Source organism: Parasaccharibacter sp. TMW 2.1888 (genome assembly GCF_023167265.1).
Lineage (GTDB): Bacteria > Pseudomonadota > Alphaproteobacteria > Acetobacterales > Acetobacteraceae > Bombella > Bombella apis.
This window is the reverse complement of sequence record NZ_CP030979.1, coordinates 1,153,352-1,173,884: the sequence shown is the minus strand read 5'-3', so window position 1 is coordinate 1,173,884 and position 20,533 is coordinate 1,153,352. Positions and strand designations below refer to the sequence as shown.

General features: G+C 63.4%; 19 protein-coding genes and 3 tRNA genes. 11 read left to right on the top strand and 11 right to left on the bottom strand.

What is annotated here, in order from left to right; translation table 11 throughout:
• Positions 1 to 179 precede the first annotated feature (179 nt).
• From DTQ13_RS05380 to gyrA, 5 genes are all read right to left on the bottom strand, one after another.
• A tRNA-Leu gene (locus DTQ13_RS05380) sits at positions 180 to 266 on the bottom strand.
• Positions 267 to 283: 17 nt separating this feature from the next.
• Positions 284 to 359, bottom strand: a tRNA-Lys gene (locus tag DTQ13_RS05375).
• Between the two features lie 141 nt (positions 360 to 500).
• Positions 501 to 980: a peptidylprolyl isomerase gene (locus tag DTQ13_RS05370; protein ID WP_043561902.1), complete on the bottom strand. Its 480-nt coding sequence runs from the start codon at positions 978 to 980 to the stop codon at positions 501 to 503.
• A gap of 116 nt (positions 981 to 1,096) precedes the next feature.
• The gene (gene coaD, locus DTQ13_RS05365) at positions 1,097 to 1,603 is read right to left on the bottom strand and encodes a pantetheine-phosphate adenylyltransferase (RefSeq protein ID WP_373364577.1); all 507 of its coding nucleotides are present in this window, start codon (positions 1,601 to 1,603) and stop codon (positions 1,097 to 1,099) included.
• Positions 1,596 to 4,373 (bottom strand): DNA gyrase subunit A, encoded by a 2,778-nt coding sequence (gene gyrA / locus DTQ13_RS05360; RefSeq protein WP_081562510.1) that lies wholly within the window; start codon positions 4,371 to 4,373, stop codon positions 1,596 to 1,598. The genes coaD and gyrA overlap by 8 nt, the downstream gene beginning before the upstream one ends.
• A gap of 120 nt (positions 4,374 to 4,493) precedes the next feature.
• Between gyrA and DTQ13_RS05355 the strand changes: the two genes are divergently transcribed.
• From DTQ13_RS05355 to DTQ13_RS05345, 3 genes are read left to right on the top strand one after another with little or no spacing between them, the layout of a single operon-like run.
• Positions 4,494 to 5,900, top strand: a complete 1,407-nt coding sequence (locus DTQ13_RS05355; protein WP_248460279.1) for an anthranilate synthase component I family protein — start codon at positions 4,494 to 4,496, stop codon at positions 5,898 to 5,900.
• 3 nt (positions 5,901 to 5,903) lie between these two features.
• Positions 5,904 to 6,725, top strand: a complete 822-nt coding sequence (locus DTQ13_RS05350; protein ID WP_248460278.1) for an aminotransferase class IV — start codon at positions 5,904 to 5,906, stop codon at positions 6,723 to 6,725.
• Between the two features lie 52 nt (positions 6,726 to 6,777).
• Positions 6,778 to 8,919, top strand: a complete 2,142-nt coding sequence (locus DTQ13_RS05345; RefSeq protein WP_248461229.1) for a S9 family peptidase — start codon at positions 6,778 to 6,780, stop codon at positions 8,917 to 8,919.
• A gap of 65 nt (positions 8,920 to 8,984) precedes the next feature.
• Here DTQ13_RS05345 and DTQ13_RS05340 read toward each other — a convergent pair whose 3' ends face one another.
• Positions 8,985 to 9,446 (bottom strand): hypothetical protein, encoded by a 462-nt coding sequence (locus DTQ13_RS05340; protein WP_248460277.1) that lies wholly within the window; start codon positions 9,444 to 9,446, stop codon positions 8,985 to 8,987.
• Between the two features lie 185 nt (positions 9,447 to 9,631).
• Here DTQ13_RS05340 and ykgO point away from each other — a divergent pair, with 185 nt between their 5' ends.
• Together ykgO and DTQ13_RS05330 are read left to right on the top strand one after the other, a co-directional pair.
• The gene (ykgO, locus tag DTQ13_RS05335) at positions 9,632 to 9,757 is read left to right on the top strand and encodes a type B 50S ribosomal protein L36 (RefSeq protein WP_043561915.1); all 126 of its coding nucleotides are present in this window, start codon (positions 9,632 to 9,634) and stop codon (positions 9,755 to 9,757) included.
• 27 nt (positions 9,758 to 9,784) lie between these two features.
• Positions 9,785 to 10,531: a M48 family metallopeptidase gene (locus DTQ13_RS05330; RefSeq protein WP_248460276.1), complete on the top strand. Its 747-nt coding sequence runs from the start codon at positions 9,785 to 9,787 to the stop codon at positions 10,529 to 10,531.
• A gap of 10 nt (positions 10,532 to 10,541) precedes the next feature.
• On the opposite strand, the gene DTQ13_RS05325 is transcribed toward DTQ13_RS05330, so the two are convergent.
• Positions 10,542 to 12,791, bottom strand: coding sequence for a primosomal protein N' (locus DTQ13_RS05325; protein ID WP_248460275.1), 2,250 nt, complete (start codon positions 12,789 to 12,791; stop codon positions 10,542 to 10,544).
• A 34-nt stretch (positions 12,792 to 12,825) separates the two neighbouring features.
• On the opposite strand from DTQ13_RS05325, the gene DTQ13_RS05320 reads away from it, so the two are divergent.
• The 6 genes from DTQ13_RS05320 to DTQ13_RS05295 all read left to right on the top strand — a co-directional run bounded on the left by DTQ13_RS05320 (position 12,826) and on the right by DTQ13_RS05295 (position 17,119).
• The gene (locus DTQ13_RS05320; protein WP_232317260.1) at positions 12,826 to 13,830 is read left to right on the top strand and encodes a tyrosine recombinase XerC; all 1,005 of its coding nucleotides are present in this window, start codon (positions 12,826 to 12,828) and stop codon (positions 13,828 to 13,830) included.
• Between the two features lie 63 nt (positions 13,831 to 13,893).
• Positions 13,894 to 14,844: a retroviral-like aspartic protease family protein gene (locus DTQ13_RS05315; RefSeq protein ID WP_052349223.1), complete on the top strand. Its 951-nt coding sequence runs from the start codon at positions 13,894 to 13,896 to the stop codon at positions 14,842 to 14,844.
• 121 nt (positions 14,845 to 14,965) lie between these two features.
• A tRNA-Asp gene (locus DTQ13_RS05310) sits at positions 14,966 to 15,042 on the top strand.
• Between the two features lie 144 nt (positions 15,043 to 15,186).
• A complete protein-coding gene (gene queE, locus DTQ13_RS05305) occupies positions 15,187 to 15,828 on the top strand; it encodes a 7-carboxy-7-deazaguanine synthase (protein WP_248461228.1) in 642 nt (213 codons plus the stop codon).
• Positions 15,828 to 16,568, top strand: a complete 741-nt coding sequence (gene queC, locus DTQ13_RS05300; protein WP_248460274.1) for a 7-cyano-7-deazaguanine synthase QueC — start codon at positions 15,828 to 15,830, stop codon at positions 16,566 to 16,568. Before queE ends, queC begins: the two co-directional genes overlap by 1 nt.
• Positions 16,565 to 17,119, top strand: coding sequence for a 6-carboxytetrahydropterin synthase (locus DTQ13_RS05295; RefSeq protein WP_081562517.1), 555 nt, complete (start codon positions 16,565 to 16,567; stop codon positions 17,117 to 17,119). The genes queC and DTQ13_RS05295 overlap by 4 nt, the downstream gene beginning before the upstream one ends.
• A gap of 20 nt (positions 17,120 to 17,139) precedes the next feature.
• Here the strand turns inward: DTQ13_RS05295 and folE are convergent, their stop codons facing one another.
• Genes folE through DTQ13_RS05275 form a run of 4 tightly spaced genes read right to left on the bottom strand, consistent with a single transcriptional unit; the run spans position 17,140 to position 20,320 of the window.
• Positions 17,140 to 17,781 carry a GTP cyclohydrolase I FolE gene (gene folE, locus DTQ13_RS05290; RefSeq protein WP_248460273.1) on the bottom strand — a complete coding sequence of 214 codons (642 nt, stop codon included), beginning with the start codon at positions 17,779 to 17,781 and terminating at the stop codon, positions 17,140 to 17,142.
• Positions 17,782 to 17,798: 17 nt separating this feature from the next.
• On the bottom strand, positions 17,799 to 18,668 hold the full coding sequence (gene folK, locus DTQ13_RS05285) for a 2-amino-4-hydroxy-6-hydroxymethyldihydropteridine diphosphokinase (RefSeq protein ID WP_248460272.1): 870 nt from the start codon (positions 18,666 to 18,668) through the stop codon (positions 17,799 to 17,801).
• Positions 18,665 to 19,525, bottom strand: a complete 861-nt coding sequence (gene folP / locus DTQ13_RS05280; protein ID WP_232086384.1) for a dihydropteroate synthase — start codon at positions 19,523 to 19,525, stop codon at positions 18,665 to 18,667. Before folP ends, folK begins: the two co-directional genes overlap by 4 nt.
• A gap of 27 nt (positions 19,526 to 19,552) precedes the next feature.
• A complete protein-coding gene (locus tag DTQ13_RS05275) occupies positions 19,553 to 20,320 on the bottom strand; it encodes a DsbA family protein (protein ID WP_052349239.1) in 768 nt (255 codons plus the stop codon).
• Positions 20,321 to 20,533: the final 213 nt, after the last annotated feature.

Genomic DNA, 20,533 nt, shown 5'->3' with positions numbered 1-20,533 from the left:
TGGAACCTGGCCTGACAGCTTGTGTTTCCGCCCCACACGCTACCAGCACACAGGCAGGGGCATGAAATAAAGGGGCCGCTCTTTTATCAGCTGTTAAATATTCACAACAGCCCACACCAGTAATTCTGCTTCATATCAAGCACTCTGTTACCGGATATTATATTTTCTGGAAAAAAGACTGGTGCCCAGAAGAAGACTCGAACTTCCACGTCCTTGCGGACACAGGCACCTGAAGCCTGCGCGTCTACCAATTCCGCCATCTGGGCACACTCTTTTGCGAGCATGGTGAACCGGCTGGGACTCGAACCCAGGACCATTCGATTAAAAGTCGAATGCTCTACCAACTGAGCTACCGGTTCACTTGAGGAGGCTATCTACCTGCTCCCCCGGGGAGCGTCAACCCCGGAGGCCGCAGAAAACACCACCCTCACGATTTTCTTCATCCGCCGGACGGCACGCCACCATGCGGACGGAGAATCATCAGGTTTCAGACAGTTATGTCAGTTCTCGATGTAAGCCTTGATGATATGATCCGGATTCTGGACCATGCCAGAAGCCCCGGAGCCACGCTTGATCTTGTCCACATGCTCCATGCCCTCGATCACCTGACCGGCAATGGTGTACTGGCCATCCAGGGACGGCACACGGTCGAACATGATGAAGAACTGGCTGTTGGCGGAGTTCGGGTCCATCGTGCGGGCCATGCCCAGCGTGCCACGGTCGAAGGTGGCCGTCTGGCTGAACTCGGCCGGCAGGTCAGGATAGGAGCTGCCGCCCGTCCCCGTGCCTGTCGGGTCACCACCCTGTGCCATGAAGCCCTCGATCACACGATGGAACTTCACGCCGTTATAGAAACCCTCATTGGCCAGCGTCTCCAGACGCTCGACAGCCTTGGGGGCCAGATCGGGACGCAGGGCGATGACCACCTTGCCATCCTTCAGCTCCAGAACCAGCTTCTTGCCTGTTGTCGTACCTGTCATTGTCGTGCTCTCCCTGAGCTGATCGTTACCATCCTGACCACCGGCCCATGCCTGTGTCAGGGTTCCACCGGTCAAGGCAGAAACTGCTGCAAGACCGGCCATGAAATGTCGCCGTCTCATGTCTGTTCTCCTGTCAGTTTTGCCCGCACGAGACGGGCAGTCATGGGGCTGACAAATGGGGAAATATCCCCCCCAAGACGGGCAATTTCCTTCACGATCCGGCTCGCCGTCGTACGGTGGCTCTCGGATGCCAGAAGAAAAACCGTTTCAATCTCCGGGGCCAGACGCCGCAGCGCACCGGAAAGCTGGGTCTCGAAATCGAAATCCCCGGCAGAACGCAGACCACGGATCACCGTGCCCGCCCCGGCCTGCCTCACGGCATCCACCAGAAGCGTGTCAAACCCGGTGACGGAAATGCGGTCCTTATGCGGCAGGGCGGCCACTTCCTGCTCCAGCAGCTCCCGTCGCTCCTCGAAACCCAGAAGGGGCCCCTTGGCATCATTGATCGCCACACCGACCACGACATGGTCGAACAGGGCCGCCGCCCGGTCGATCACGTCCAGATGACCGAACGTGACCGGGTCGAACGTGCCAGGATAGAAGCCGATGCGCCGGTCAGTCATCCGTCCCACCGGCATCAGCCGCCGGGGCAGCTCCGGTGTCTCCACCGTCCGCCCCATCAGCCTCGGTCTCACCCTCGGCGGTATCGTCCGCATCATCTTCCATCACGGGGAAGACGCTGATGATGCGCTCGTCACCATCCACACGGAAGAGCGTCACACCCCCTGCCTGACGGGACATCACACGCACCTGCTCGACCGGCAGACGGATGAGACGGCCCGTATCCGTCACCATCATCACGTCCGTGCCATCCAGCGTCACGAGCGTACCCACGACCTCACGCCCACGGCGGGCGTTGGAGAAGGTCATGTTGTTGATGCCCTGCCCGCCACGGCCGGAGACACGATAGTCATAGGCAGAGGACCGCCGCCCGAAGCCCGTGTCCGTCACGGTGAGCAGGATCTGCTCCTGCGCCTCAAGCTCGGCATAACGGTCTTCGCTCAGCGGGCTGTCAGCCAGAATCTCCTCAAGCCCTTCCTCATCGGAAGCCAGCTCGCTGCCATCCTCGATCTCTTCCTCCAGACCCTCATCCCCGGGCTGGGCCGCCAGAACACGGCGATGGGCATTGGCAGCCCGGAGGTAAGCAGCCCGCTCCTCCACGCTGGCCTCGACATGGTTCAGCACGGCTAGGGAAACGACCCGGTCACCATCAGCAAGGCGGATGCCCCGCACACCGGTGCTGCCACGGCCAGCGAAAACACGCAGCACGTCATCCGTGATCTGGAAGCGGATGGCCCGGGCATTACGGGTGGCGAGGAACACGTCCTGCCCCTCCCGGCATGTTGCCACGCCGATCAGCTGGTCATTCTCATCCAGCTTCATGGCGATCAGACCGGAAGAACGGATGTTGCGGAAGTCGCTCAGGCGGTTGCGCCGCACGTTCCCGCTCGCCGTGGCAAAGACGAGATGCAGGTCATCCCACAGCTCCTCATCCTGCGGCAGCGGCAGAACGGCCGTGATGGTATCCTCGCCCAGCTCCGGCAGCAGGTTGACCAGTGCCCGCCCCTTGGCCGTCGGGGCCGCCTCCGGCAGGTGCCAGACCTTCATGCGGTAGGCCTTCCCGCCCGAGGAGAAGAACAGCACCCACTGGTGGGTATGGGCATTGAAGCTGCGGATGACGATGTCATCGCCTCGCCGCCCCGCTGCCGTGCGGCCACGGCCACCACGGTTCTGCGAACGGAACAGCTCCAGCGGCGTCCGCTTGATGAAACCGTCCCGTGTGATGGTCACCACCATCTGTCCCGGCTCGATCAGGCTCTCATCGGACTGGTCACCCAGCGCATCGGAGATTTCCGTGCAGCGTGGGTCAGCCAGAGCAGCACGGGCGGCCTGAAGCTCGTCCCGCATGACCTCCATGCGGCGCACATGGCTGCCAATGATCTCCAGAAGCTCCGTGATGCGGGCACTGACCTCTGCCAGCTCCGCCTGAATCTTCTCACGCTCCAGACCGGTCAGACGCTGGAGGCGCAGCTCCAGAATCCCACGGGCCTGCGCTTCTGTCAGATGGACACGGCCATCAACGATCACATTGCCTTCATCATGGATCAGCTCCAGCAGCGGCTCCACGTCGGCGGCAGGCCATGTGCGTGTCATGAGCTGCTCACGGGCCGTAGCGGCATCCGGGGCGGAACGGATGAGGGCGATCACCTCGTCAATGTTGGCCACGGCCAGCACCAGACCGACCAGCAGATGCCCCCGATCCCTCGCCTTATTCAGGTCGAAACGGGCACGGCGGAGAATCACATCCTCACGGAAGCGGATGAAGGCCTCCAGCACGTCCCGCAGCCCCATGGTGCGGGGGCGGCCTTCATCCAGTGCCAGCATGTTGACGCTGAAGCTCGTCTGAAGCTGGGTGAAACGGTAAAGCTGGTTCAGCACCACTTCCGGCGTGGCGTCACGCTTCAGCTCGATCACCACCCGCATGCCGGAACGGTCACTTTCATCCCGGATGTCGGAAATGCCCTCAATGTCCTTGGAGCGGACGAGATCGGCAATCTTCTCCTGCAGCGTGGCCTTGTTGACCTGATATGGAATCTCCGTCACCACGATGGCGAAGCGGTCCTTGCGGATCTCCTCGATCTCGGCACGGGCACGGACAGGGATGGAGCCACGGCCCGTCTCATAGGCCTGCCGGATGCCCCGACGGCCCATGATGATCCCGCCGGTCGGGAAATCCGGCCCCGGGACGATCTGCATCAGCTCTTCCAGCGTCATGTCCGGGTTGGCGATCAGGGCCAGAACGGCATCGATCACCTCGCCCGGATTGTGGGGCGGGATGTTGGTGGCCATGCCCACCGCAATGCCGGACGCCCCATTGACCAGAAGATTCGGGAAGGCAGCCGGAAGAACCTGCGGCTCCTGCTCGCTCTCGTCATAGTTGGGCTGGAAGGCGACCGTATCCCGGTCAATGTCATCCAGCAGGAAGGAGGCAGATTTGGCCAGCCGGGCCTCGGTGTAGCGCATGGCCGCCGGACTGTCGCCATCGACAGACCCGAAATTGCCCTGCCCATCCACCAGCCGCACACGCATGGACCAAGACTGCGCCATGCGCACCATGGCGTCGTAAATGGAACTGTCACCATGCGGGTGGTATTTACCCATCACGTCACCGACCGCACGGGCCGACTTGCGGTAGGGCTTGTCCGCCGTGAAACCACTCTCCCGCATGGCGTACAGGATACGCCGGTGCACGGGCTTGAGGCCGTCACGCACATCTGGCAGCGCACGGGAAACAATCACCGACATCGCATAGGCCAGATAGGAGGAACGCATTTCCTCTTCAATCGTCACCGGGAGGCGGTCGGAAGGCAAAATATCGTGCGGCTCGCTCAAGACAGGTCCACCAGTTTTCTGTAAATGGTCAGTGATCGAGCATAACCCATTCTACCTCAGGTGCCTAGTTCCTCCCCACCCGCCCTGCTGCAACGTGACCGGATACCCCGCCCCTCCCCCATGCCTTTTTCTCCTCCTCTTCCTGCCCCCCACATCACGGAACTGCCATGGTGCCCCCCGGAGCGGCTCTTCCCCCTCTGCCGGGAGGGAGGCGCATCCGTCTTTCTCGATAGCGGCGGCCCGGCGGAACAGGAACGGCATCGCTGGAGCTTCCTCTGTCCCCGTCCGGCCGGACGGCTCACCCTGCCCCTGGCGGAGATGCACCATCTCCCGCAGCATCTGCGGGCCTTTCTGGCCGCCCATGCACCGGCGGGCCGCCCTTCCCCCCATCTGCCGGAACTTCCCTTCACCGGCGGCGTGATCGGCCTGCTCAGCTATGAGGCCGGCATGGCCCGTGAGGGCCTCACCTCCCGCCACGCAACGGACTGCCCCGCCTTCACAGCACTGGCCTGCCGGGACCTGTTCATTTTCGACAGGCGGGAGCAAAGGCTCTGGTGGGCCAGTGCGGACGGCACCCCACCACCGGGCCAGCCCGCCACCACGGCCAGACCGGACCACCCGGGGCCGTCTCTCACCCCCGTGGCCGGACAGGATGCCGCCACGTGGCAGGCTGCCGTCCGGACCGTGCAGGAGTACATTGCGGCCGGAGACATCTTTCAGGCCAACCTGACAATGCGCTGGGTCGCCCCCCGCCCGGAGACGCTCGATCTGCACGCCCTCTACGATCAGCTCCGCACTCGCTGCCCGGCCCCCTTCGGGGCCTGGTTCCACACGCCGGACTTCACGCTGCTCAGTGCCTCGGTCGAACGCTTTCTTTCACTGGACCGTCAGGGACGCATCGAGACACGGCCCATCAAGGGCACCTGCCCCGTCAGTGATGATCCCCAGCAGAATGGCGCCCTGAAAGAGGCCCTCCACAGGGATGAGAAAGAGCTGGCCGAGAACCTGATGATCACCGACCTCATGCGCCACGACATCGGCAGGGTCTGTCAGCTGGGCAGTGTGGATGTTCCGCAGCTTTTTGCCGTGGAACGGTTCGCTCACGTTCACCATCTCGTCTCCAGCGTGACGGGGCAGCTTCAAAGGGACCATGATGCCACCGACCTTCTGGCAGCCACGATTCCCCCCGGTTCCGTCACCGGAGCCCCGAAATACCGGGCCATGCAGATCATTGATGAGGTCGAGTCTTCTGCCAGAGGAGCCTATTGCGGCACGCTTTTCCGGCTGGGCTGGGATGGTGCGCTGGACAGTTCCGTCATCATCCGCAGCATCAGCGCCACAGCCAGCCATTTGCAGGTAGGAGCCGGTGGGGGCATCACCTACCCTTCACATCCAGAGCGGGAATATGAGGAAATGTGCCTCAAGGCCGCTCCCCTGCTGGCCGTCCTGCGTGACCATGGAGCCTGATGCATGGCACCCACACCCTGCCCCTTTCTCTGGCTCAATGACCAGCTGCTCCCGGCGGACAGTCCAGCCATCATGGCACAGGACCGTGGTTTTCTGCTGGGTGATGGGCTTTTTGAAACCATGCAGCTTCGCCACGGGGCTGCCCCCCGGCTGGAAGCCCATCTGGCACGGCTGGAAGATGGCTGCCATACCCTGCGCCTGCCCTTTCCCGGACGGGACACGATCCGGCAGGCCCTGCCCCACCTGATGGCTGCCAACAGCCTGACGGATGGTTCCGCCCGCCTGACCCTCACACGAGGCCCCGGCCCAAGAGGGCTGGCTCCGCCTTTCAGACCACACACCACACTGCTCATCACGACAGCCCCGCCGTCAGAACAGTCCGCCACCCCCGTCCGGCTGCATGTCAGCACGCAGCGACGGGACAGGCAAGCCGTGCTGAACCGGGTGAAGTCCCTCAACGCCCTGCCCGCCATCCTTGCCCGCATGGAAGCACGGGAAAAAGGGGCCGATGATGCCCTCTGGCTCACCCACGAGGGTGAGATTGCCGAAGCCACAGCCGCCAGCTTTCTGGCCCTGCTGGATAGGCAGATCGTCACGCCACCCCTCTCCGCCGGAATCCTGCCCGGAATCTCCCGGGGCCGCCTGCTCTCTGCCGGTCTCTGCACGGAACGCCTCCTGACGGAAGCCGACATTCCCAAGTTCCAGGGGGCCTGGCTCATCACGGCCCTGAGCCTGACCCCGGTCGCCGCCATAGGGACGCAGGCGCTGCCACTTCAGCCGGAACAGACGGGCCGGCTGCGGCATTTTCTTTATGACGCCTCATGACGTCTCCATCTGGACCATTGAATCCCTCCCGATCAACCGCCACATCTCCCCCATGACTGCTGACAAACACACCACTCCCGCCCTGCCCAAGGCCCCCGTGGCCCGGCGCAATCCCGTCGTGCTGGAACAGCTCGGCCGCACCCGTACGGATTCCTACGCATGGATGAAGGACGAAAACTGGCAGAAGGTCCTGCGGGACCCGTCCGTCCTGCGGGATGACATACGCTCCCATCTGAAACAGGAAAACGCCTATACGGAGGCCGTCCTCGCCGGAACGGTGCCGCTTCAGGAAGACCTCTTCAAGGAGATGGTCGGCCGCATTCCTCCGGCAGAAGAGTCCGTGCCGCTGCCTGACGGGCCGTGGCTGTACGGCCTGCGCTTCGAGAAGGATGCCCAGTACCCGCTCCATGTCCGCCGCCCCCGCAAGGCCGGGGCCAGCGAGGCCGACGGACCGGAAGAAATCCTGCTGGACGTGAACGAACTGGCCGCCCGGCACAGCTTCTACAGCCTCGCCCAGGCCGCCCACACGGAAGACCACCGTTATTACGTCTATGCCGAGGACGTGCAGGGGTCGGAAGTCTACCGGATTCAGGTCAGGGACCTTGCCACGGGTGAACTCTGCGCCCCCGCCGTGGAAAGCAGCACGGGCAGCTTCACCCTCTCCCCGGACAGCCAGCATCTCTTCTGGATCTACCGGGACGACAATGGTCGCCCCTCCCGCATCTATCGCCGCCCGCTTCTGGGTGGTGAGGACACGCTCATCTTTGACGAAACCGACCCCGGCTTCTTCCTCAGCATCGGTGTCAGTGCCTCCCGGAAATGGATCGCCATTGAAAGGGGTGACCATGACACGAACGAGACCCTGCTCATCCCCGCCTCAGACCCGACGGCCATGCCCAAAGTCGCTGCACCGCTGGTGCGGGGGGAACGCTACAGCCTGACCCACTGGCAGGACCGCTTCATCGTCCTGACCAACGCAGGCGGGGCCGTGGACTTCAAGCTGATGACGGCCCCGGAAGCCACGCCGGACCGTGCCCACTGGCGGGAGTTCCTGCCCCATGAGGAAGGCCATTTCCTCCTCGGTGTCAGTGCCGGGAAGGACCATCTGGCCTGGCTGGAGCGGCGCAACGGCAATACGGAAATCTTCACCCTCAGCCGTGAGGACGCCGACAGGGGCGACATCCGCCGCCATGCCCGCCATATCAGCATGGACGAACCCGCCTATACGCTCAGCCTGCTGGGCGTGCTGGAATATGACCAGCCCTTCCTGCGCTACATCTACCAGTCCCCCACGACCCCGGCGCACTGGTATGATTATGACATGCGGACAGGGGAGAAAAACCTCCGCAAGATACGGGAGGTTCCCTCGGGCCACGACCCTGCCGCCTATGAGACACGCCGCCTGTTCGCCCGGGCTGATGATGGCGCCATGGTGCCCGTCACCCTCCTGATGAAGAAGGGGACGAAGCTGGATGGGCAGAATCCCATGCTGCTGTACGGCTATGGTTCCTACGGCATCTCCATGGAGGCCAGCTTCTCCACCACCGCCCTCAGCCTCGTGGACCGTGGCGTGATCCATGCCACGGCCCACGTGCGGGGTGGCAGTGAAAAGGGCTGGAACTGGTTCCTTGAAGGGCGGGCAACCAAAAAGACCAACAGCTTCACCGACTTCATCAGCTGTGCCCGGCACCTGATTGCCGAAGGCTACACCGCCCCCCGCCGCATCGTGGCGCATGGGGGCTCGGCAGGCGGGCTGCTGATGGGAGCCGTTGCCAACATGGCACCGGAGCTGTTTGCCGGTATCGCCGCACAGGTACCGTTCGTGGACATGCTGAACACCATGTCGGACGTCTCCCTGCCGCTTACGCCGCCGGAATGGCCGGAATGGGGTAACCCGCTGACGGACCCGGAGGCTTACGACCTCATCGCCAGCTATTCTCCCTATGACAATATCCGCCCCGTCTCCTACCCGGCCATTCTGGCCCTGGGAGGGTTGTCCGACCCACGGGTAACCTACTGGGAGCCTGCCAAATGGATCGCCCGCCTGCGGGAAGAGGCACGGGGGGGGCCCTTCCTCTGCCAGATCAACATGGAGGCAGGGCATGGTGGGTCTTCGGGGCGCTTTGCCCGCCTGAAGGAAGTGGCTCTCGTGCAGGCTTTCGCCCTCTGGAGCCTGAAACAGGCAGAAAACTGACCTCCTGAAAGAAAAGCCCCTGCTCCTTTTACGGAACAGGGGCTTTTTCTGGCGGTCCCGCCCACTTACTGGAGATCGTCGCCCTGATCTTCCGAATCGAGTTCAGAGAGCTGGTTACATATCTTGCCCAGCCGTGCATTCTGCCCGGCAACCCCACCCCCACAGGCCGTGCGTGCATCCCGGCCGCAGCTGGCAATCACGCTCTCCATGTCCGATTCCAACACATCCCGTAGAAGACCGACATCGAAGCTGCGCTGGGCCGTTTCCTCGTCATCCAGCTGCTTCTGCACCTTGCGCATCTCATCCAGGGTCTTCAGGCACTGGATGCCCGCCGAATTCGGGCTGACCCGCAGAACAGCAAGGATATTGTTCACCTCGACGCCCTTGGCATTCACGGCTGGATCGTCATCATCCGTTCGGGCCGCACCCCCTGCCCAGGCCTGGCTGGCCAGACAGAGGCTCCCTAGGAAAAGAACCGGCACGAGCTTGCGGAAACATGAAGGACGAAAAGATGGAAACTGGCTCATGCCGGGCAGCATAATCTGAAAAGGATCAGGAAGAAATGGGGTTTTGGCCGCCACAACCTTGACTCACCCCCAAAGGACAGGGTATGCGGACGCCAAGTTTCGCGGGCGTCTCAGCCCTGCATTATGAGAGCCGCTGTCCGGAAGGGCAGGCAGGCCTGTCTTTTCTGTCGGGGAGCCTGAACATCATGAAGATCCGTAACAGCCTGAAGTCCGCCAAGGTTCGTGACAAGAACTGCCGTGTCGTGCGTCGTCGCGGCCGCGTGTATGTCATCAACAAGCAGAACCCGCGCATGAAGGCCCGTCAGGGCTGAGCTGACAGACGGATGGGACGGTGCGGCATGTCCACGGCTCCGCTGCGCCACCCTGTCTTTCATGCTCTGAAGCGTGAAGCCCCCTCCGGGGGGCTGAAGCCTCCCGCTTTTCGGCTGGGGGCTTTTTTTATGGCGGCGGCCTGTCTGTTCTACAGTGCAGGGCCAGCGGCCATGGCAGCCACCGCTCCGGCCCACAAGCCAGTGCAGGGCCAGCCCCATGCAGCAATACCCGCACCCGACTCCAAAAACAGCCTTCATGTTCCACCGCCCCCAAAGCCGCACAGCCCGAGCCTGAAAGAAAAGCTGGAACAGACCGAGCAGGCCATTGCCAGCGAACAGGATGACCAGAAGGCCCACAGCCTGATGAAAAAGGCTGACACGCTGCGCCTCTACAGTGTCAAGAACAGTGGCCGCATCCTGCTCAGCGAGGCACAGGCTGAACTCAAACAGGGCCATACAGGTGACGCTGAAAAAGACCTCTCCGCGGCTCTGACCCTCCAGCCTGACAACGCCTTCCTCCGCCGCCAGCGGGCTGCCGTCCGCTTTCTCGGCAATGATCTGACAGGAGCCGTGCAGGACCTTCAGGTGGCGCTGGTGCATGACCCTGGCGATGCCCAGAGCTGGGACATTCTGGCCCACACGCAGGAACATCTCCATCATCCCCATCAGGCCCTCCATGCCTATACCGAGGCCCTGACACACGCCCCCCTGCTCCCGGACGGACAGAAACGCTACCGGCAGCTGGAACAGCAGGCCAACGGCATCCCGGACTGACCTTTCCCGGTTACATGAAAGACACCGGGTCCACGTCCACGTCGATGCGGGCATCATTCTTGCGGGGCGCACCGTCCAGCCACCGCCTCAGCAGGGGCTGAAGGGCGATGTCCCGCCGGGTCCGCAGGAGAAGACGGTACCGGTAGCGGTCCCGCAACAGGGCCAGAGGGGCCGGAGCCGGCCCCAGAACCTGAATCCCCTCCCCCCGTGGGGCGTGCATGGCCAGCAGGCGGGCCAGCTCCTCCGCCTGCCGCTCCTTCGGGGCACTGACAATCACCGCCGCCAGCCGCCCATAAGGTGGCCAGAAACCGGGGCGTCTCTGGGCGGCTTCCTGTTCCATGAAGCTAATGAAGTCGTTAGCCAAAAGGGCCTTCATCACCGGATGATCGCCCGCATAGCTCTGCAACATAACCTGCCCCGGCTTTGTCCCACGCCCTGCACGCCCCGCCACCTGATGCAGCAGCTGCATGGTCCGTTCCGCTGCCCGCAGGTCACCTCCACCCAGTCCGAGGTCCGCATCCACCACCCCAACCAGCGTCAGGTCCGGGAAGTGCCAGCCCTTGGCCACGACCTGCGTGCCGATGATGAGGTCCACCTCCCGGCTGGCGATTTTCCGCACGGCCTCTTCCATGGCCGTGGGTGAGGTCAGCGTATCGGAGGCCATGCTCAGCAGCCGGGCATCCGGGAAGCGGGCCTGCGCCTCCTCATGGATGCGCTCCACCCCCGGGCCGATCGGCACGAGACTGTCCTGCGCCCCGCAGGATGGACAGGCACTGACAAGTGGCTGGGTGTATTCACAGTGATGACAGGCCAGAATCCGGCGGCGCCTGTGCTCCACCATCCACGCTGAACAGTGAGGGCATTGCAGGCGGTGCCCACAGGCCCGGCACAGCGTCATCGGTGCATAACCACGCCGGTTCAGAAACAGCATGCTCTGCTCTCCGGCCTTCATCCGCTCTTCAATGCTCTCACAGAGCAGAGGGGATAGAAACTGCCCCCGCTCCGGGCCATGCTCCTTCATGTCGATCAGGGTGATCTCCGGCATCTGGGCCGTTCCATGCCGGGCCTCCAGCACCTCATGACGGAAGCGCCCCTTCTGCACATTGACGAGCGTCTCCATGGACGGTGTGGCGGAGACGAGAATGACCGCCCCCTGCACCAGCCTCGCCCGCACGATGGCCATGTCCCGCCCGTGATAGAGAACACCTTCTTCCTGCTTGTAGGTGTTCTCGTGTTCCTCATCGACCACCACAAGCCCGAGACGGGCAAAAGGCAGGAACAGGGCAGAGCGTGCCCCCACGACAACCTGCTGCCGCCCCTCGGCAATGGCGCACCATGTCTCCCGCCGTGTCTTCTGCCCCAGCTCGGAATGCCAGACGGCAGGCCGGATGCCGAAGCGCCGTTCAAAACGGTCCGTCCACTGGGCCGTCAGGACGATCTCCGGCAGCAGCACCAGTACCTGCCTGCCCTGCCTCAGGCACGCTGCCACAGCCTCGAAATAGACCTCCGTCTTGCCGGACCCCGTCACCCCCTCCAGCAGCGTGACATTGAAGGTCCGCTCCTCCACGCCGGCCACCAGAGCCTCCGCCGCCTCGGCCTGCTCTGCGGAAAGGGTCGGCGGGGCATGGTCCGGGTCCGCCTGTCCGGCAGGGGATGGTACCTCCATGAAGCACTCTTCCAGCACCCCTGCATTGGCCAGACCCCGGATCACCGCCGCACTGGCCCCGCTCTGCGCCGCCAGCATCGCCGTGGTGCCGGGACCACCCTGTTCCAGAGCCTCCAGAACGGCCCTGCGGGCCGGGGTCAGACGCAGCGTGTCCGGCAGGGGGCCGGGTTTCCGCATCCAGCCCATGAGGGGTTTCATACTGCCCGCCTGCGCCGGAACCCGCAGGGCAATGGCCAGCACCATGCCCGGCGCACTCAGGCCATAGGCCGCCACCCAGTCGATGAACTGGCGGAGATCATCCGGAAGGGGCGGTACATGTTCCAGCACGGCCGAGATGGGACGCAGTTTTGCAAAAGCGAACGTTTTCCCTCTGGAGACCGGACGGAAATCGACAGGAAGATGGGCTGGCTCGCCGTCCCACACACAACCTGTCAGCTCCTGCCGCCCCAGCGGCACACGCACCAGCGTTCCCGGTGCCAGAAGCCTGTCGGACCGATAATCCAGCGGGCCATCGAAGGGACGGGGCACCAGAACGGAAAGACGATGACCGGCTTCCATTCTCCTGCTATGGGGAGGGAGGCTGTTTTCTGCCATGTCTTCATCCTAACCTCTCCGGCAGGGAAATACCATGCGCCTTCCATTTGGAAGCCCCCCCTCCAGCGCCATGACCATTCATACGGCCCATGAGGCCCTCACGGCCTGGCAGGACTGGCTGACCCATGAGAAAAGAGCCAGCAAGGCCACACGGACAGCCTATCTGCACGATGTCTCCCTCGCTCTCGGTTTCTTCAGCCGCCACTTTGGTGGGGACCTGCCGCTGGAAGCGCTGGGCAAGCTGACACTGGCTGATTTCCGCTCATGGCTGGCCCATGAAACGAACCGGGCCGAAAAGATGGCCCGCCTCCATCCCGGCAGCCGTCACACGCCAGATGGCCACGCCCGCAGCCGGGCCCGCCGCATCTCCGCTCTGCGGGCCTTTTACCGCTATCTGGAAAAAGAACACCGCATCACCAATCCGGCCCTCACCCTCCTGCGCAGCCCCCGGCTGAAAACCCGCCTCCCCCGCCCTCTGACGCCGGAAACCGCACGCACGGCCCCGGACGGTATTGCCGACCAGACAGCCGATGGCCATTTTGCCCTGCGGGATGCCGCCCTGTTCACCCTGCTATATGGCACGGGCCTGCGCATCAGCGAGGGACTGTCCCTCAATGTCGGTGACGTGGAGCGGATCAGCGATGACATTCTGTTTGTCACAGGCAAGGGAGGGAAGGAAAGAGCCGTGCCTGTCCTGCCCGCCGTCCGGGATGCTCTGGGACGCTGGCTGGCCGTCCATCCCTCACCCCATGCCAGTGCACCGCTTTTCTGCGGCGTACGGGGTGGACGCCTCAATCCGGGGGTGGCCCAACGGGCCATGCGGCAATGGCGCCTGATGGAAGGACTGCCCGATTCTGCCACCCCCCACGCCCTGCGCCATGCCTTCGCCTCCCACCTGCTCCAGAATGGAGCAGACCTGCGGGCGATTCAGGAACTTCTGGGTCATGCCAGCCTGTCCAGCACACAGATATACACGCTGGCAGACGAACATCACCTCATGGAGGTCTGGCAGAAGGCCCATCCCCGGGCCGACCGTTGACAGCTCCTTCCTGATCCAGACTGACCTTTCATTGCCGACCTCTTCGGACAGACCCATCATCCCATGACGACGCACGCTTCCCGTTTCCTCCCTTTCCTCACCGGCATCATTCTGGCATTTGGCAGTTCCTTCATGGCGTCTTCTGCGGCTCTGGCCTCCAGCCCCGAACCGGCCTGCCGCCAGACCCACATCACCACGCTGCCCCTCAAGGAAACAGGCTATTACCTGACGACCGTGGCGCAGATTCATGGCCATTCCCTCTCCATGATCGTGGATACAGGGTCCGAGGGCAGCCTGCTGACACCAGATGCCATCACCCACCTGCATCTCACCCCCAATGAGGAAGATGCCACCATCATCTCCGGGCCGGACGGACGGGGGCATGTAGTGCCGACCATCCAGCTGGCGACCATCACGCTTGGACAGCTCACCTATCACCATCCTGTCCTGCCTTTGGGCACCCTGCCGGGATTCCCCGCCATACAGCCCCCCGTGCTGGGGCTGATCGGCATGGACCTGCTCGGCCATTATGATCTGGACCTCGACCTGCCCCATCACCGGCTCAGCCTGTGGGACATCCATACCGGGTCCCTCCTCTGCCGCCAGCCGCCTTTCTGGTCCACACCGGGGCAGCGGCTTGTCGCCCAACGCATCCGCAACCGGTTCTTCATCCCCTTCACGCTGGATGGTCAGAAAGGGCTGGCGCTGATCGACAGCGGGGCCCGCTCCCACATCATCAGCCGGGACTTCGTCCACAGGCTCGGCATCACGAAAGAGCAGCTGGACCGGGACCCCGGCGGGACCAGCGCAGGCATTGGCGACAGGGAACACCGCTATCACTGGCACCGTTTCAACCGCCTCACCCTTGGCGGGCAGACCCAGCTGCACCCGGTCCTCACCGTCACTTCCCTGCATGAACAGGCCGACATGCTCCTCGGAGCCGACTGGCTGATCCATCATCAGCTCTGGCTCTCGGCAGGGCCGGAGGGGGCCGTTTTCATACACGCCCCCTGAAATGGAATTTTCATGAAGAAAAACGTAAAAAAGTGATATTTCTCTATTGCCAACAACACCGTATCCCGCTAGATAGACGCCATCCCAAGGGAACGATGCTTTTCCAGAAAAGCTGAAGACTGCGGGTGTAGCTCAGTTGGTTAGAGCGCCGGCCTGTCACGCCGGAGGTCGCGGGTTCGAGCCCCGTCACTCGCGCCACTCTTTTTCAAAAGGGTGGCGTTTTTTATTCCCTCCTCTCCTCCTTGATATCATGATCCGCCTTCTGCTGCGGAAAGATCGTTTCGGCCCTTTCAGGCAAGAAAATCCTTGCATCCTGAACGCAGCTGCCCGACATCTCTGCCCATGCCTTATATCGTCAAGGAACTATTCGCCACATTGCAGGGTGAGGGTGCCCATTCCGGGCGTGCGGCCATATTCTGCCGGTTCACCGGCTGCAATCTCTGGTCCGGCCGGGAAGAGGACCGCCACAAGGCCCAGTGCACCTTCTGCGACACGAACTTCATCGGGACGGACGGCCCCGGCGGAGGCCGCTTTGCCACGGCTGAAGCTCTGGCCGCTGCGCTGGATGACTGCTGGCAGGCCCACACCGCGGACGTGACCCGGCGTTATGTCGTCTTCACCGGTGGGGAACCCCTGCTCCAGCTTGATGCAGCCCTGATCGCCGCCACAAGGGCCCGTGGTTTCACCATCGCCGTGGAAACCAATGGCAGTCTTCCCGCTCCTGAAGGAATCGACTGGGTCTGCGTCAGCCCCAAACCCGGCCAGCCGCTGAAACAGACACATGGCCATGAGCTGAAGCTCGTCTATCCACAGGACACCCTGACGCCGGAACAGTTTGCGGCGTGCGACTTCCAGCATTTCTGGCTACAACCCATGGATGGACCGGACCGCCCTGCCAATACGGAAAAGGCCGTGCGCTACTGCCAGACCCACCCGCAATGGCGGCTGAGCCTGCAAACCCACAAACTGATCGGAATCCCCTGATGACGACACCCGCCTCCCCCTCCGCCAGCCATCAGGCCGCCCGGAACCGCCGTGCGCTCGTCCTCTTCTCCGGTGGGCAGGATTCCGCCACCTGTCTGGCCTGGGCCCTGCATCATTTCGACCATGTGGAGACGGTCGGCTTCGCCTACGGGCAGCGTCACGCCGTGGAGCTGGAGTGCCGCACCACCCTGCGGCAGAGCATCAGTGCCCAGAATCCCGCATGGGCAAAAAAGCTGGGAGAGGATCACACGATCGACCTGGCCAGCCTCGGCGCCCTCTCTGATACCGCCCTGACACGGGATGCCGAGATCAGCATGGGGGAGAACGGGCTGCCCAACACCTTCGTGCCGGGCCGGAACCTGATCTTCCTGACCTTCGCCGCTGCCCTCGCCTTCCGCCGCAGCATCCGCCACATCATCACCGGTGTGTGCGAGACGGACTATTCCGGCTATCCCGACTGCCGGGATGACACCATCAAGGCCCTTCAGGTTGCCCTCAATCTGGGCATGGAGCAGCGTTTCGTCCTCCACACGCCGCTCATGTGGATCAACAAGGCACAGACATGGCAGCTCTGCCACGATCTGGGCGGAGCTGACCTGACAGAAACCATCCGCCATGAGAGCCATTCCTGCTATAAGGGAGACCGTACCCATGAGCATGCATGGGGATTCGGCTGCGGAGACTGCCCCGCCTGCGCCCTACGTGCCGAAGGGTGGCGGCAGTATCAGGAGGGGGCATGAGCGACATCACCCGGACAGAACTGGTTTTCACACGGCGTTTCTGCATGGGGCACCGGCTCATCTCAGGCAGCAGCGAGCGTTGTGCCATCCCGCACGGGCATAATGAATATGTCACCGTCACGCTGGTGCCCGGCCCCAACGCTCCGCAGGACCGGCGGCTGGATGGGCACAGCAACATGCTGCTGCCCTTTGCCGAGGCCAAGGGTCGTTGGCACCGCTTCATCGACGAACGGATGGACCACAGTTTCCAGCTTTCCGAGTCCGACCCGCTTCTGGGCTGGTTTGCCGAGCATGAACCCCAGCGGCTGGACCGCCTTGTCGTCACGCCCGGCGACCCGACGACGGAACTGCTCGCCGCCCTGCTGATGAGCAAACTTCAGGCGTTCCTGACCGCCCAAGGCGGGCTGCTGTCCCCCGCCTCGCTCGAGATCAAGGAGACGCCCACCAACACGGTGCGCCTGCATGGCGACCCGTCCCTCTATCTCCCGCTGGTGGACCGCCCGGCAGACCGATGCTGGTGGCACCGGGCCGACGATACCACACGGGACTGACACCGCCCCGCAAAGCGATCTCAGTCCCGCATCAGGGCCATGACTTCCTGCCGGGCCTGAGCATCATCGGCCCAGAGACCGTAAGAACCTGTCGTCACGGTCGTGGCACCGGGGCTGCGGACGCCCCGCAGGCTCATGCACATGTGCTCGGCCTCCACCACGACCAGAACGGCTTTCGGCTCCAGCACCTCCACCATCGCCTGCACGATCTGGTCTGTCAAACGTTCCTGAAGCTGCGGGCGGCGGGCATAGCCTTCCACGACACGGGCCAGCTTGCTCAGCCCCGTCAGGCGGCCACCTTCCGGCAGATAGGCCACATGGGCACGCCCCAGAACCGGCAGGAGATGATGCTCGCAGGTGGACTGGAAGCGTATGTCCTTCACCAGCACCATGCCGCCATGCTGGTCGGCACTGAACTGCTTTTTCAGGTGGCCCCGCGGGTCCTCATACAGGCCGGAGAAAATCTCCAGATACATCTTGGCCACACGGTCCGGCGTATCCCGCAACCCTTCACGGGAGGGGTCTTCCCCTATGGCCAGCAGAAGCTCCCGCACGCCTCCGGCAATGCGGCTGATGGCGTCCTCCGGCCGGGTGATCGCTCCGGCGGCACCCTCCGGTGTCGGGGCCTGTTTCCCCGGAATCCCTGTCTCATTGGCTGACATTCAGCATCCCCCAAAGTTCATCCACCCTGCCCCGGCCTGCGCCGTGTGACATCCCCAGCTATACGATCCAACCCTGCTAACGCTTCCTTCACGGAACGTCCAGCGATCTCAAGCTCCGGCTCCAGCTCGGCAAGGGGTTCCAGCACGAAGGCACGGTCAAAAAGATGACGATGGGGGAGCGTCAGAAGAGGGTGGCACACGGTGCCGTCCCCATGAAAAAGCAGGTCCACATCCACCGACCGCTCGCCCCAGCGTCGCCCGGGCACACGGCCCAGCGACCGCTCGATCTCCTTGCACAGCCCCAGAACGGCCTGCGGGGGCAGGACCGTCCGCCCCAGGGCGGCGATGTTCACGAAGGGAGGCTGATCTTCCACACCCCACGGAGCACTGTCGTAAAAAGAGGAAACCGCCTCTATCTCCAGCCCCGACTGATGGCCCAGAGCCTCCACGGCAGCCCGCAGCACGGCCTCCCGCTCGCCCAGATTGGCCCCGAGCGAAAAACCGACCCGGTATTCCCGCTGCTGCGTCACCGTGACGGATACATCCTCCACCGCATGGGGCACAGGGGCTGAAGGCTTGCGCACCGTAACGGACACATCCTGCACGGCGGGGCAGTCCGCCAGCACGGCAGTGCCTATCCGCCCGGCCAGAGTTTCGATCAGCTTGCAGGGACCAGCCTGAAAGACCCGCTCGGCACTCTGGCAGAGCTGCCCGTAACAGACGGCCTGTGTATAATCATCCCCCGCAATCGCTGCCGACAGGTCAGCCCGAACCTCCAACGACACATAGAAACGCTGACCGAGACGGGTTTCTTCCTCATGTACGCCATGATGCCCGAACAGGCAGAGATCATGCACCCGCACATGGGTCAGGGACGGAATGATCACTCGACATCTCCCTTCACCATTCCATTCACGGCCAGCAGGGCGGTCATGTCCAGCACGTCCCTGTGTGCCTGCACGTCATGCACCCGCACCATGCAGGCCCCCTGCGTCGCCCCGTAAAGATTGACCGCCAGCGTCGCTGGCAAACGGTCATGCACTTCCCGCCCCAGCAGCCTGCCGAACATGGATTTGCGGGACACGCCCAGCAGCACGGGCAGGCCGTAATAGGCCTCCAGCCGCCGCATGTTCTGCACGGCCCAGAGATTCTGCATCACCGTCTTGCCGAACCCGACGCCGGGGTCCAGAAGGATGGTCTCACGGGCGATGCCTGCCCGGTCGGCCAGCTTCAGGGACCTGTCAAAGAAACGCCGCCAGTCATCCCAGAGATCAACGCTGGCATCAACCACCTCACGATTGTGCATGATGGCCACCACGGCACCGGCGGAGGCCACGACGGAAGCCATGTCCGGGTCGGCCTGCAACCCCCACACGTCATTGACCATCTGCACGCCAGCCACCAGGGCCTTCCGGGCCACGGAGGCCTTCGTGGTATCGACGGACAGGACCGCCCCCTCCCGGGCCAGAGGCGTCAGGACCGGTTCCAGACGCCGCCATTCCTCTTCCGCATCCACGGGCGTGAAACCCGGCCTCGTGGATTCCGCACCGACATCCAGCAGGTCCGCCCCCTCGGCCAGAAGGGCATGGGCCTGCTTCAGGGCGGCCTCCGGCGTAAAGAACTGCCCGCCATCCGAGAAGGAATCCGGCGTGACATTGACGATCCCCATCAGCAGGGGCTGCCTCCATGAAGGGGAAGGACGTGCTGCCAGCCAGGCGGCCATCTGCTCCGCAAGGGTCATCATCTCAGCCTTTCACCAGCAGGGGGAGGATCACCCCTTGCGGGCTGCCTCGAGAAACTGCTCCATCTGCTCCATGCCCAGCGCACCGGGTGCCACGGCAGCCTGACCGAACAGGAAGGTCGGCGTCCCCTGCACGCCCACACTCTGGGCCTGACCAAGGTTGGCTGTCAGCAGCCCCATGACGGCCTGCCCCTTCATGTCCTTCTCGAAGCGGGCCACGTCCAGCTTCAGGCTCTTTGCCACATCACGGAGATGCTCCATGCCGGGTTTGGCCGTCTCCTCCATCAGGCGGCGGCGCATGGCGTCATACTGCCCCTGGAAGGCTGCCGCATAGATGGCCTGTGCATCCAGCAGGCTGGCATCACCCAGAACGGGAATGACCTTCTCCACCAGCCGGACATCCGGGTGTCTGGCAAGGAACTGGTCCACCACCGGGGCCATGTGGCGGCAGTAGGTGCAGCGCGGGTCCAGAAATTCCACGACCGTGACCTGCCCCTGCGGGTTGCCGCGTACGGCGTAGGATGGCGCCGTGGAAAGAGCCTGCCAGTTGGCCCGCACGGCCGCCTTCACGTGGGCTTCCTGCTGGGAACTGGCCTGCTGCTGGATGGACCGGATGGCATCGGACAGGATGCTCGGATCATTCTTCAGGGCCTCACGGACAATCTGCACGATCGCCGCCCGCTGCTTTGCGGTAAAAACCGCTTCATCCGCCGCATGGGACGTCCCCGCAAGGGACAGCCCCATGAGAGGGAGGCCAGCCAGCAGGGCCAGGGAAAATGACTTCACACGCTGTTTCATGGTCGTGCCCTCCATGGGGTTATGCAGCATTTCATGGGCGCTTGAGAAAGAGAGGGGCCCCTCCACCTGACCATGCAGGTAGAACCGCCCCGATGACCAGCCCTGTTAAACAGCAAACCGGTCTGTTTTTGAAGCCCCATCCCTTCATGAGGAACGATGATGCTGCTCCCCAGCCTACAGCCGAAGCATGTAAGACCCGTTAAAACCACCCCC